The sequence below is a fragment of the Morganella psychrotolerans genome, from assembly GCF_965118875.1.
Classification (GTDB): domain Bacteria; phylum Pseudomonadota; class Gammaproteobacteria; order Enterobacterales; family Enterobacteriaceae; genus Morganella; species Morganella psychrotolerans_C.
The window spans coordinates 1-12,925 of the sequence record NZ_CBCPJD010000002.1 but is presented as its reverse complement, the minus strand read 5'-3'; the positions used below and the strand labels follow the sequence as shown (position 1 = coordinate 12,925).

Genomic DNA, 12,925 nt, shown 5'->3' with positions numbered 1-12,925 from the left:
TAATGCTTACCGTTAAATAGTATTCGTTAACTTATTACTCGTGACGATTTTGAGAGCCATTATTCAGCCAGTCAATTAGTTGAATAATGAATTCTCACATAACCCATGATTATGCAGAATGTCTTTCAGGCGGCGTAATCCTTCCACCTGAATCTGACGCACACGCTCACGGGTTAATCCTATTTCGCGCCCCACGTCTTCCAGTGTTGCCGCTTCATAGCCCAGCAGCCCGAAACGGCGCGCAAGAACTTCCCGTTGCTTCGGATTGAGCTCAAACAGCCACTTAACAATACTCTGCTGCATATTGTTATCCTGAAGGCGGTTTTCCGGCGTGACCTCATTCTCATCAGATAGAATATCCAGCAGCACTTTATCTGAATCCGCGCCGACCGGCGTATCCACTGACGTAATGCGCTCATTAAGACGCAGCATACGGGTGACATCATCCACCGGACGATCAAGCTGTTGTGCTATTTCTTCCGCAGTAGGTTCATGGTCAAGTTTTTGTGCTAATTCACGGGCGGTTCGCAGGTAAACGTTCAGTTCTTTGACAATATGAATTGGCAGGCGGATGGTGCGGGTCTGGTTCATGATAGCCCGTTCGATAGTCTGACGGATCCACCAGGTGGCATAGGTTGAAAAACGGAATCCTTTTTCCGGATCAAATTTTTCGACTGCGCGGATCAATCCGAGGTTTCCCTCTTCAATAAGATCCAGAAGCGCCAGACCACGGTTACTGTAGCGACGTGAGATTTTAACCACCAGACGGAGGTTACTTTCAATCATACGCTGACGCGAAGCGGGATCGCCCCGCAATGCGCGTCGTGCAAAAAAAACTTCTTCTTCTGCGCTGAGCAGTGGTGAAAAGCCTATCTCACCCAGGTAAATCTGAGTGGCATCCAGGACACGCTGACTGACATTCTGTGATAACTCAATATCAGAGCTGAGGTCATCCTGTTCCGCCTCTTCTGACTGCTGTTTTTCATCAAACAGCGCCTCTTCTTCCTCAGTTTCAGCTTGCTCTGCGACAAATGTTTCGTCGTATGACTCGTTAACGTTCAGTGAATTACGGCTCATCAGCTTGCTCCTACCCTAGATAATTCAGGCAGAACAAGCTGTTCTGCCGTTTATCGCTGCGGTAAATACTGCAACGGGTTGACTGATTTTCCCTTGTAACGAATTTCAAAATGTAATCTGACTGATGTGGTTCCGCTGCTGCCCATTGTGGAAATTTTCTGACCGGCAGCAACATCCTGCTGATCTTTAACCAAAATGGTGTCGTTATGTGCGTATGCCGTCAGGAAATCATCATTATGTTTGATGATAACCAGATTGCCGTAACCGCGTAACGCATTGCCGGTATAAACCACCTTACCCGGCGCTGAAGCAAAAACAGGCTGTCCACGTGTACCACCGATATCAATACCCCGGTTACCGCTGGTAGGTCCTGTGTAGTTGGAAATGACATTGCCTTCCGCTGGCCAGCCCCATTTAAAGGAACCACTATTTACGGCAACAGGCGCGCTGGTTGTGACTGAAGGTGACTTAACGACGGCTGGTGTGACTGCGCCTGAGTTACCCTTCGCTTGTGCGGTGACCTGTGGTGACAGCATCTTACCGCCGGTTGATGTTGCGCCTGCTGATTCAGAATACGCATTAGTTGGTTGAGAATCAACCACCCTGTTTTGCGGAGTATTCTTATTTGTTGCTATCTGAGTGCCGCCGCTGACCGGTGCAATGTTATTACCGCCGCCATTGCTTAACCGTATCACCTGCCCTTCGTTCAGGCCGTAAGGCTCGGGAATATTGTTCTGTGATGCCAGTTCGCGGAAGTCAGATCCGGAAATATAAGCGATATAAAATAAGGTGTCACCGCGCTGAACGGTATACGTATTTCCGCTGTAACTGCCTTTCGGAATAGATTCATAATCCCGGTTATAGCGGATACGACCATCATTACTGGTCTGAATATTTGCGGAACGCGGCTGTTGCTGTACCGCTGTCCGGCTCACAGGCTGTGAATTTTCTGAGCTGAGTTGCGGACGTCCCGGCATCGGTGTGGAAACCGAAGAATTATTGTTGTCATTACCCGCCGTCATCACAGGCGCACTGCTGCTCTCTTCCACACTACTGATTGGTGCGGCATGATACGGCGTTGAGCATCCGGCCAAAACCGTGCTCGCCAGCGACCCAAAAGCAACCCATCGCATTGTTTTCATAGGGTTTCTTGAGTTCATATTTCTTCTCCCAAAACTGGAAAGGTTGCGAAAACTGACAATCAGAAAATCGCCATGCGAAAATCGTCTGCATGGCAGGATTGTATTATTAAAACAGATACTAAGCGAAATGAAAAAGTGTTGTTACTGAAATCGCCATTTTTATTCCAAATCACCATGGATAAGAGGAACAAACCGGACAGTTCCGATCGACTGAGTATGAAAATCATTGCCCTGACGACGGATAAATTTGAGAGTCTGCTGCTGTTCACCGACCGGCACCACCATCCGCCCGTTATCCGCCAGTTGATTGAGCAGTGCGACCGGCACTTCACTGGCGGCGGCGGTAACAATAATACCGTCAAACGGGGCACGGGATGACCAACCTTCCCAGCCATCACCATGGCGGGCAGAAACATTATGCAGATCCAGCTGTTTTAAACGGCGCCGGGCATGCCATTGCAGCCCTTTGACCCGCTCCACAGAATAAACGTGAGCGGCAAGATGCGCGAGGATAGCTGTCTGATAGCCGGAACCGGTACCGATTTCCAACACATGTGCCTGCGGCGTCAGTTGCAGAAGTTCTGTCATTCTCGCCACCATAAAAGGCTGGGAGATTGTCTGCCCGTAGCCTATCGGCAATGCCGTATTGTCATACGCTTTGTGAGTCAGGGCTTCGTCGACAAAATTTTCCCGGGGGACAGCCGCCATCGCCTGTAACAGACGTTCATCGCGGATCCCTGCCTGACGTAACTGTGTTATCAGATCCAGTACTACCCGGCGGATCATTCCTCTGCCTCTCCTGTTTTTTTCAGCCAGTCTTCAATTTTTGCCTGTACATTATAAGCGGTCAAATCAACCTGCAGGGGGGTGATGGAAACATAACCCGCATCCACTGCAGCAAAATCAGTATCCGGTCCGGTATCCAGTTTATCACCCGGAGGCCCCAGCCAGTAAAGCGGATTGCCTTTCGGATCCAACTGAGTGTACACCACGTCCGGCGCCCGGCGCGTGCCGCAACGGGTGACTTTGATTCCTTTGATTTCACTGAGTGGTACATCCGGCACATTCACATTGAGGATATTGCCCGCCCGCAACGGAACCTGCTGTAACATGGCGAGCAGGCGGCAGGTGATTTGTGCGGCGGTATCATAATGTGTGTCACCGTTGAGTGAAACGGCAATTCCCGGTAACCCGAGATGCCGTCCTTCCATGGCGGCGGCAACCGTTCCTGAGTAAATAACATCATCACCCAGGTTCGGCCCGCAGTTAATGCCGGAAACAACGATTTCCGGGCGCGGACGCATCAGATGATTGGCACCGATATAAACACAATCTGTCGGTGTCCCTTCCACCAGCGCAATATCACCGTTTTCATGAATGACTGTCCGCAACGGACGATCAAGCGTCAGGGCATTAGATGCCCCGCTGCGGTTGCGATCGGGGGCGACAACCTGCACATGATAAGTACGCCGCAGCGCCTCAGAGAGCGCCCGGATCCCCGGCGCACTGACGCCGTCATCATTACTCACCAGAATTCGCAGCAAAACGGTATCCTTTTCTTTATCAGCAACAGATTATCTTTCACAATGGTAAACTATTTTATCAAGTTAACAGCGATAAAAAAGCGTTATAACAGATTTAGTCTGATTGCTTTTTACATATTTATCGCCATGATACTTTTCATAACTTTGTTATGACTGACAGGATCTCTGAATGTATACACCGCACAAAAAAACAGTCCGCTTTTTTTCCGTCATTATTACGGCGCTGACTGCGGGTCTTTTACTGGTATCTGAAGCGTTTGCGCTGACTCCGCAGGAAGAGACCAGAGTCGATAATTTACTGATTGCTGTCGGTAAGCAGGAACAACTACTCTTTATCCGCAATGGCAGTGAGCATAATGCCGCAGAGGCAGAGTCTCACCTGCGGCTGAAACTGGGAAAAACTAAAAAACGGCTGAAAACCGCAGAACAATTTGTGGATAACGTAGCATCAAAGTCCTCCATTACCGGAACGCCCTATCAGGTGAAACTTCCGGGGCAACCGCCTGTTGATGCACAGGTATATCTGACACAATTACTGTCAGAGACAGATAAAGCCGTGAAAGCACAATAAAAAATACAACGGGCAAAGTGATCGTATCACCTGCCCGTTTTTATTCTCTGAGCTACCTGCTTAACTATTCGCTGAACTCTGCAGCCTGATCGGCTGCCAGCTCAATCACTTCGCGGATAACACTGGTCGCAAAACAGCCTGCCGGCAGGAAGAACGAAAGCCGGACAGTTTCGTCATCTATCCATTCACTGACAAAATTTTCCGGATACAGCATGACGGCGCGGCGGGTATTCTCCACCCCTTCATTTGCCGCCAACTGCCATAATGTCTGCCAGTCAGCCAATTGTTCCGTTTCAAATATCAGCGCAGCATCCTGAGTACCCAAATCACCTTTACCCGGTAACGGTGCCGTAATACGCAACTCCCGGTTATCAAGGCGCTGCTGTACATCTGCCAGTTCATCCGTCAGTGCAACAAACCAACTGCCGCGACCGGCAAGCTGTACCGCATCGCCGGACAGCACTGTTGCCTGTAAATGCTGAGTAATGCGGGCATCTGCCACCGAGTTAAACATCGCACTGCGCGCCGCAGAAAGATAAAAACTGCGCTTGCTTCGATCGGTTACATTGATCTCTGCGTTTGCCCAGCGGCGGGCAAAATACAGATTCTGACCACCGCGCCCGAAACGTTGTTCGCCGAAATAATTCGGTACACCCTGCTCAGTAATGGATTGCAAACGCTGTTCCACAGCCGCACGATCACTAATCTGGCGCAACACGAGGGTAAAGTGATTACCTTTCAGTGTACCGATGCGCAACTTACGTTTCTGCCGGGTGACATCCAGCACTTCGCAGCCTTCCACTTCCAGCTTACTGAAATCCGGTGTCTCTTTGCCCGGCATTTGCAGGCAGAACCATTGTTCAGTCACTGCGTGGCGATCTTTCAGCCCTGCATAACTGACTGATCGGGCTGCGATTTTAGAAAATTTTGCCAGTTGTTCCGCCACAAACCGTGTGTTACAGCCGGCTTTCCGGACGCGCACCATGACATGTTCGCCCTCGCCATCCGGCTCAAATCCCAGGTCTTCCTGAACAAAGAAATCTTCCGGCTGTGCTTTTAATATGCCGGTCGCAACCGGTTTTCCGTGAAGCCAACTGACATTCAGGCTCATTGTGCAACCTTAACAAGCAATACGACGACTTCGCAGGCGATCCCTTCTTTACGTCCGACAAAGCCGAGCTTTTCAGTCGTGGTCGCCTTCACATTGATGTCATCCATGTGACACTGTAAATCTTCCGCCAGATTGACTCGCATCTGTGGGATATGCGGCAACATTTTCGGGGCCTGCGCAATAATAGTGATATCCAGGTTGCCCAGTTTATAGCCTTTTTCCTGAATGCGGCGGAATGCTTCACGCAGCAAAACACGGCTGTCCGCACCTTTATAGGCGGGATCGGTATCAGGAAATAACTTACCGATATCACCCATCGCCGCCGCACCTAATAAGGCATCTGTCGCGGCATGCAAGGCAACATCACCATCAGAATGTGCCAGTAACCCCTGTTCATAAGGGATGCGCACACCGGCAATCACAATCGGGCCTTCGCCGCCGAAAGCATGAACATCAAAACCGTGTCCGATTCTCATCATTATGTTTATTCCTTATTGTTATTGGACAGGTAGAACCCGGCAAGCACGAGATCTTCCGGCTGTGTGACTTTAATATTATCCGCACGTCCGGTAACCAACAGGGGCTGATAACCACAAAATTCCAGTGCGGATGCTTCATCGGTTATCACCGCCCGCTGAGAAAGCGCCTGTTGCAGACAGGTACGCAACAGATGAAGCGGAAAAAATTGCGGGGTCAGTGCATGCCACAGTTGTGTGCGATCCACTGTATGGTCGATGCCTGTATGTCCGGATAATGTCACGCCCCGTTTCATGGTGTCGCGAACCGGCGACGCCAGAATCGCCCCGCGGATCTGTCCGTCCATATTTTCTTCAGACAGCACAGCCAGCAGGCGGTTTAAATCGCTGATATGCAAACAGGGGCGCGCTGCATCATGAACCAGAACCCAGCTTTTTTCAGTTACATGAGCCGCCAGATAATCAAGACCGGCCAGGACTGAATCTGCCCGCTCGCCGCCACCGGTGACTGTCCGGATGCGGGGATGTTGTGCCACCGGCAGAGTCCTGAACACCGTATCATCCGGATGCAGTGCCACAACCACCTGTGAAATACGGGGATGTGCCAGTAAGATGGCAAGGGTATGTTCTAAAATGGTTTTTCCGGCAATGATAAGATATTGTTTGGGGCATTCACACTGCATCCGCGTACCAATACCGGCAGCGGGGATCAGCGCTGTCACCGGAACGGGATCAGAAATACCGGATATGTCCGGTGCCGGTTGTGAGCCGGTCATTACGGAAGGAATTATCATCATAGGGATTAGTTAGTACGGCTTTGCGACTGCACATTTTGCGGAGTCCGCTTTTCAGACAGGACGCGGTAAAAGCTTTCACCGGGCTTGATCATACCTAACTCGCTGCGCCCGCGTTCTTCAATAGCTTCCAGCCCGTCGTTCAGGTCCCCGATCTCAGCAAACAGCTGTTCATTACGGGCTTTGAGGTTCACATTCACCTGTTCTGATGCAACGACGTCTTCACTGACCTGTACATAGTCGTGAATACCATTTTTCCCTAACCACAATGAATATTGCAGCCAGCCCAGAATTATTAAGAGTAATAGCGTCAGTTTGCCCATCACTGCCCCCGAAAAGATCGGCTAATCTTCCCATAAGATCGGCGCAGATGCTACTACTCCCTCGGTTATTCCGTAATAAGATCAGTAAACATTCAGCAGGAGCGGTATTTATCCGTCAATACCGGACTGAATCAAAAATCACGGACGACAGATAAAACAGGGCTGCGGTATAAGCAATATTTGTCAGTTGCTTTGCCGTTTATCGGTAACATTTCCGGTTATTTTTGCGTAAAATACCATTTTTTGTCCGTCATCATCCGGAGAACATCATGATCACCACTATTTTTAAAGAATTTCAGTTCGAAGCCGCCCACCACCTGCCGCATGTCCCGGAAGGTCATAAGTGCGGACGTCTGCACGGACACTCGTTTCTGATCCGTCTTGAACTGAGTGGTGACGTGGATCCCCATACCGGCTGGCTGATTGACTTTGCTGAGGTGAAACAGGCATTTAAGCCCATTTATGACAGACTGGATCATCATTATCTCAATGAGATCCCGGGGCTGGAAAACCCGACCAGCGAAGTACTGGCACACTGGATCTGGCAACAGACCAAACCCCTGCTGCCGCTGCTGAGTGCGGTGATGGTTAAAGAAACCTGCACCGCCGGTTGTGTTTACCGGGGTCAATAATCACATAATCAATGTCCGGACAGCCGGGCATTGATTGTCCTGATGATATCAGGCGATATACTTGTCATACTTCAGGATGCTGTTGACTGCGCAAAGCCAGCCTACAGGCATCCCGAATTATTCAGAGTATATTAAGGTATTTATGAGTCTGCATTGAAAAACGCCAGTTACGGGCGATGCAGGTTTTAATACACAGCTCCGTTGCCGCCGGTTTCTGGCTGATCGGCTGTAATGCCACCACCGGATATTTACCGGACGGCAGTTTCGCCAGCAATAAATCCAGCTCATCAATATCCCGCTGCCGCCCGACCGGGTGTTTCACTTCATCCGCGCGGATAAGCGCAGAGGTTAAAACATCATAACCCCCCCGCATATTCACTTTCGGAGAAACCGTAACCCAGGTTTTTTCACTGCACAAGACCGGCTGTGTGCCGCTGGTTTCAATCTGACACTGCCAGCCCTGCGCTTCCAGTTCTGCTGTCAGTGGCTGCAAATCATACAGACACGGCTCTCCGCCGGTTACCACCACATGCCGCGCTGTGTAACCCTGCGCGGTAAATTGCATAATAATGTCTTGCGCACTCAGAGATGCCCAGCGGTCATCTTCCTGTGTTTTATTCATCATCACATCAGCTGAACAGATTTTTTCCGGGTCCTGCTCCCAGGTGTGTTTTGTATCACACCAACTGCACCCGACCGGACAGCGCTGAAGACGAACAAAAATAGCCGGTACGCCGGTAAATACTCCTTCGCCCTGCAATGTCTGAAAAATTTCATTAATTGGGTAATGCATCACTCATCTTTTCCTTGCGTTTGAGGCTCTATTATTGCAGATAATTATCCCGCCGGTATGACTCTTTATGGTAAAGTACCGGGCTGAATTTGACCGCGTTCCACACCAGAAAAAACGCTGCATGTCATGACAGCGACGGGATAAATAGATGAATGAAAATAGCACCACGCTAAAGCGCGGGCTGACAGGGCGGCATATCCGCTTTATGGCGCTCGGCTCTGCGATAGGCACCGGCCTGTTTTACGGCTCCGCAGCCTCAATTGAGCAGGCGGGTCCTGCTGTTCTGCTGGCTTACCTTGTCGGGGGCGCAGCCGTATTTATGGTAATGCGTGCGCTGGGCGAGATGGCGGTTCACCATCCGGTACCGGGATCGTTTTCACAGTATGCAAGCCATTATATGGGACCGCTGGCAGGCTTTCTGACCGGCTGGAACTATGTCTTCGAAATGCTCATCGTGTGTCTCGCGGATGTCACTGCATTCGGCTTCTATATGAAACTCTGGTTCCCGGATGTGGATCAATGGATTTGGGTGCTGGGGATTGTCTGCTTTATTGGTGCGCTGAACTTATGCCACGTGAAAATATTTGGCGAAATGGAATTCTGGCTGTCAATCATTAAGGTTACCGCCATTATTGCCATGATTGTCGGTGGTGCCGCCATCATGATATTCGGCTTTGGTCAGGCAACAGATCATCCTACCGGTATCAGTAATTTATGGGAGTTCGGCGGCTTTATGCCGAACGGTATAAGTGGGGTGATAGCCTCCCTTGCCATTGTGATGTTTGCTTTCGGCGGGATTGAGGTTATCGGTATCACCGCGAGCGAAGCGCAGGATCCGGAAAAAACCATTCCGAAAGCGATCAACGCCGTACCGCTGCGTATTCTGCTATTCTATGTACTGACACTGTTTATCCTGATGTGTCTTTTCCCGTGGAACCAAATTGGTCATAACGGCAGCCCGTTTGTACAGATTTTCGAAAAACTGAATATCTCTTATGCGGCAAATATTCTGAACCTGGTAGTGATTACTGCGGCAGTGTCTGCCATCAACAGCGATATTTTCGGTGCAGGGCGTATGATGTACGGCATGGCACAGGAAGGTCAGGCACCTAAATCATTCATGAAGCTGACAAAAAATGGCGTACCATGGATGACAGTGCTGGTAATGAGTATCGTGCTGCTTGCCGGTGTGGTGCTGAACTATCTGGTGCCGGAAAAAATCTTCATCATTATCGCCTCTATTGCGACCTTTGCGACCGTCTGGGTCTGGCTGATGATTCTGTTATCCCAGGTGGCAATGCGCCGTCAGATGACACCGGAAGAAGTCAAAACCCTGAAGTTCCCGGTGCCGATGTGGCCGGTAGCACCTGCTGTCACTATTGTATTTATGGTTTTTGTTATCGTACTGCTGGGCTATTTCCCGGATACCAGGGTGGCACTTGCTGTAGGGATGGGCTGGGTGGTCATTCTGACGCTGGCCTTCTATAAAAAGACCCGCACTATTCTTGCATTAATAGCACTGTCTCTCATTGGTTTCATCACTAATTATTACCGTGTAAACGGTGCATTACCGTTTATGCATTAATTCCGATCAGTGACATAACATAGAACGGGGGAGCTATCAGCTCCCCTTTTTTATCGATAATCAGGGTTCACTGTCAATACGCTGAACGCGGGATCCCATAATCTGCAAGGTTCTGAGCACCATGTGAATACCTTTTAATGTCTCAGGATCTTTCAGTAATTTGTATGTATTGCGGAAGTTGTATTTCTCATCATTATACATCATCTCCATTTTAGCCTGATTCAGTGCCAGGCCACCTTCCCATAACTGGGCAATGGCAGATTCTGTATTATCTGCCAGCTTACTCACCTCGTTCTTTCCGATGATATCAACCAGGTCGGCGACTAAAGAGAGCGCATCTATCACGTTATCAAACCGGTTCATCTGCATTAATACTGCCAGTTTGTCCCGTGTTTGTGCAGAAAATTCCGGCGCCTGCGGTGCCTGTTCAGTGTTGTGTTCAGTTGTCGGCATTATCAGTTCCTCTCTTATACCAGGCCACGGACAGTTGACCAGTACAGCCCGCGGTTAAAACCGGTGCGCAGTAATCCGCCCAGTTTTGTCGGCGGTGTCGGTACAACATCATGTTTGTAATCATACTGAAGCGGCATACCTGCATTCAGCCCCATCTGCGCTACCGCCTGAACACGCCCGTCATAAATAGCAGTGGTATAGCCGAAACGCATCTCACCGATAATATTATCCACCACAACCGTGGATTGGTTATGACAACTGCCCGCAGCCTTGCTGACCGGCAGATCCACGGTATCCCCTAACACATACACGTTTTTCAGCCCATAAACCTGCAATGTTTCCGGATCAGTCGGCAGCCATCCCTCTTCCGGATCGCCGTCACACAGTCCGGTATTACGTACTGCTTCGACGGCTGAGATAGGCGGAGTGCCTATCAGCAGGTCAAACGGCTGCTCTTCACCCTCTTTCGAATAGGCGATTTTTTTCTCCGGACAAACGCGTTCTAAGGTAAAACCGCGTTGAGCCTGAATATCACGCTCCTGAAAAACAGCCGGCAGAACTTCACACACATCCTTTTGCATAAACAGACAGTTGCGTAATAACTGGGAGACGGTCGGGTAGGTATAAACAATCTCGATATCCTGACGGACACGGCGCTGGCGGAAATAATCATCCAGCATCAGTGTCGTTTCCATCGGGGCGATACCGCACTGATGAGGAACATTCGGTGTATTCGGGAAAGAGACTGTAATGAAAATCCGGCCTTTCTCAAACTTAGCCAGTTTTTCTGCCAGCTGACGGGCAGGTTGGTACTGATAGAAATGATCGGCAGCTTCTTTCATCCCGGAGATACGTTCAGGTCTTGGCTGACAGCCGGTGGCAATAACAAGATAGTCATAGCCGTATTTTGTGCCATTTTTTCCCTGCAATGTCTGCGAAGCAAAATCAAAATGCTCAACCCGATCATGGACAAACTTAATTTCAGGACGCAGCAGAGAGCGTTGAGATTTACGTAACTCATCTTTTTGATACAGATTAAACGCAACATACATAAACGCAGGTTTATAATAGTGCCATTCACTGTCTGAAATCAGTACAACCTCTACTTTCTTCTGATAAATATCATTTAACAACTTCTTAGTCAGGATATTCGCGACCATCGTGCCGCCAGCCCCGCCACCTACAATGACAATACGCTGCATTTAGTTTCTCCGGTAAATTATTTAACAATGAAATTAAATAAACAACACAAAACAATAACACCGGTTTAACTATAGCAGGTTGATAATTATATTTACTTACATAATTTATATTAATATATCATTTATATGATACGGTTCTTATTATTGAAATTCTGCAATCAAAGGATGATGATCCGAGGCATCAGTCAGCATGACATCTGACTGTATCAATTTGAATCCGCGATAAAATAAATAGTCCAGCGGATGCCCGAATACCTTGGTTCGGATGTCATGGGGGAAAATAACTTCTTTCAGACGCAGGGTTCGGGCAAACCGTTTCAATATATTCATTCGCTGCCTGCTCCAGGTATTAAAATCCCCGCCCATAATAACCGGTCCGATATGACAACGGATCTGCGAACCAATCGTATTTAACTGACGGCGGTACACATCTACACCAAAACTAAAATTAATTGCATGAACATTTATTACCATCAGTTGGCGACCATCCGGTAACGGATAAACCGTAATCAGAGCCGATTTTGCCAGACGTAATAACGGCTCTTTCTGCTGTAGCGGACAGCAATAGATAGGATGCGAAGTTGCGAGTGTCATCACACCTGAAGGGTGCTGCTGAAAGCGGAGCGCAGGAACCTGATCCGCTATAAGCAGATGTTTTGCCGATAGATTAACCAATCCCGGCGATGGCTGGGCTTCCTGTAATAAAGCCAGATGTGTGTCACACAGCAGTTTATCAAGCGTTTTCTGCCAGTCTGGTCGCTGCTGTTTATAGATATTCCAGACGACAACACGAATAGGTTGCGCCGGTGTGGAGATAGGTAAGCCTACCGGAAGCCGGGATCCCAACATATCTGCTGACATAGGTGGAATTTGCTGAGCCGGAAGCCCTGCAACATAGCGGACTGACCAGGTTTTTTTCTTGTTCAACACGACCCTCAGGTTATTTGCGTCTACACCCGTTATCTGTGTCCGTTATCTTAACAAATTTTATTACATACTTTACGGTACTGAGTGGTCTTTCTGTGTAAATTCGTCTATTTCTTTTTTTATCACATACTACTGCGGAAGATATGTTCCAGCGGAGTATTATTCCGGCAATTTTCCCGGTGGCTCTTACTTTAAGTTATGCAACATTGTCCAGGAGAAGGATAACCGGGGAATATCAGCGGAGGAAAAAACGGCGGCGGTGTTGTTTATTCAGTTGTTTTTATAATATCTGTCA

At 49.0% G+C, this 12,925-nt stretch carries 15 protein-coding genes; 3 read left to right on the top strand and 12 right to left on the bottom strand.

The window, feature by feature from the left end; all coding sequences use genetic code 11:
- Positions 1-75: 75 nt before the first annotated feature.
- From rpoS to surE, 4 genes are all read right to left on the bottom strand, one after another.
- Positions 76-1,077 (bottom strand): RNA polymerase sigma factor RpoS, encoded by a 1,002-nt coding sequence (gene rpoS, locus ACMHKJ_RS03570; protein WP_413492123.1) that lies wholly within the window; start codon positions 1,075-1,077, stop codon positions 76-78.
- Positions 1,078-1,127: 50 nt separating this feature from the next.
- Entirely contained in the window at positions 1,128-2,237 is a 1,110-nt protein-coding gene (gene nlpD / locus ACMHKJ_RS03565) for a murein hydrolase activator NlpD (protein WP_413492122.1), read from the bottom strand.
- A gap of 141 nt (positions 2,238-2,378) precedes the next feature.
- Positions 2,379-3,005, bottom strand: a complete 627-nt coding sequence (locus tag ACMHKJ_RS03560; protein ID WP_413492121.1) for a protein-L-isoaspartate(D-aspartate) O-methyltransferase — start codon at positions 3,003-3,005, stop codon at positions 2,379-2,381.
- The gene (surE, locus tag ACMHKJ_RS03555) at positions 3,002-3,763 is read right to left on the bottom strand and encodes a 5'/3'-nucleotidase SurE (RefSeq protein WP_413492120.1); all 762 of its coding nucleotides are present in this window, start codon (positions 3,761-3,763) and stop codon (positions 3,002-3,004) included. Before surE ends, ACMHKJ_RS03560 begins: the two co-directional genes overlap by 4 nt.
- Before the next feature lie 169 nt (positions 3,764-3,932).
- On the opposite strand from surE, the gene ACMHKJ_RS03550 reads away from it, so the two are divergent.
- Entirely contained in the window at positions 3,933-4,334 is a 402-nt protein-coding gene (locus tag ACMHKJ_RS03550) for a YfeK family protein (protein ID WP_413492119.1), read from the top strand.
- 64 nt (positions 4,335-4,398) lie between these two features.
- Here the strand turns inward: ACMHKJ_RS03550 and truD are convergent, their stop codons facing one another.
- The 4 genes from truD to ftsB are packed head-to-tail and all read right to left on the bottom strand — an operon-like array spanning position 4,399 to position 7,038.
- Complete coding sequence (gene truD / locus ACMHKJ_RS03545) at positions 4,399-5,445, bottom strand: tRNA pseudouridine(13) synthase TruD (RefSeq protein ID WP_413492118.1); 1,047 nt, start codon at positions 5,443-5,445, stop codon at positions 4,399-4,401.
- A complete protein-coding gene (gene ispF / locus ACMHKJ_RS03540; protein WP_413492451.1) occupies positions 5,442-5,921 on the bottom strand; it encodes a 2-C-methyl-D-erythritol 2,4-cyclodiphosphate synthase in 480 nt (159 codons plus the stop codon). Before ispF ends, truD begins: the two co-directional genes overlap by 4 nt.
- Before the next feature lie 8 nt (positions 5,922-5,929).
- A complete protein-coding gene (gene ispD, locus ACMHKJ_RS03535) occupies positions 5,930-6,697 on the bottom strand; it encodes a 2-C-methyl-D-erythritol 4-phosphate cytidylyltransferase (RefSeq protein WP_413492450.1) in 768 nt (255 codons plus the stop codon).
- Positions 6,698-6,723: 26 nt separating this feature from the next.
- Positions 6,724-7,038: a cell division protein FtsB gene (ftsB, locus tag ACMHKJ_RS03530; RefSeq protein ID WP_413492117.1), complete on the bottom strand. Its 315-nt coding sequence runs from the start codon at positions 7,036-7,038 to the stop codon at positions 6,724-6,726.
- Positions 7,039-7,307: 269 nt separating this feature from the next.
- Here ftsB and queD point away from each other — a divergent pair, with 269 nt between their 5' ends.
- Complete coding sequence (gene queD / locus ACMHKJ_RS03525; RefSeq protein ID WP_413492116.1) at positions 7,308-7,670, top strand: 6-carboxytetrahydropterin synthase QueD; 363 nt, start codon at positions 7,308-7,310, stop codon at positions 7,668-7,670.
- Positions 7,671-7,791: 121 nt separating this feature from the next.
- On the opposite strand, the gene queE is transcribed toward queD, so the two are convergent.
- Positions 7,792-8,463 carry a 7-carboxy-7-deazaguanine synthase QueE gene (gene queE / locus ACMHKJ_RS03520; protein WP_413492449.1) on the bottom strand — a complete coding sequence of 224 codons (672 nt, stop codon included), beginning with the start codon at positions 8,461-8,463 and terminating at the stop codon, positions 7,792-7,794.
- 148 nt (positions 8,464-8,611) lie between these two features.
- On the opposite strand from queE, the gene ACMHKJ_RS03515 reads away from it, so the two are divergent.
- Positions 8,612-10,048, top strand: coding sequence for an amino acid permease (locus tag ACMHKJ_RS03515; RefSeq protein ID WP_413492115.1), 1,437 nt, complete (start codon positions 8,612-8,614; stop codon positions 10,046-10,048).
- 60 nt (positions 10,049-10,108) lie between these two features.
- On the opposite strand, the gene ACMHKJ_RS03510 is transcribed toward ACMHKJ_RS03515, so the two are convergent.
- The 3 genes from ACMHKJ_RS03510 to ACMHKJ_RS03500 all read right to left on the bottom strand — a co-directional run bounded on the left by ACMHKJ_RS03510 (position 10,109) and on the right by ACMHKJ_RS03500 (position 12,630).
- Positions 10,109-10,501, bottom strand: coding sequence for a helical membrane plugin domain-containing protein (locus tag ACMHKJ_RS03510; RefSeq protein WP_067368292.1), 393 nt, complete (start codon positions 10,499-10,501; stop codon positions 10,109-10,111).
- A gap of 14 nt (positions 10,502-10,515) precedes the next feature.
- Positions 10,516-11,703: an NAD(P)/FAD-dependent oxidoreductase gene (locus ACMHKJ_RS03505; RefSeq protein WP_413492114.1), complete on the bottom strand. Its 1,188-nt coding sequence runs from the start codon at positions 11,701-11,703 to the stop codon at positions 10,516-10,518.
- A gap of 141 nt (positions 11,704-11,844) precedes the next feature.
- Positions 11,845-12,630, bottom strand: a complete 786-nt coding sequence (locus tag ACMHKJ_RS03500) for an endonuclease/exonuclease/phosphatase family protein (RefSeq protein WP_413492113.1) — start codon at positions 12,628-12,630, stop codon at positions 11,845-11,847.
- Between the last annotated feature and the right edge of the window lie 295 nt (positions 12,631-12,925).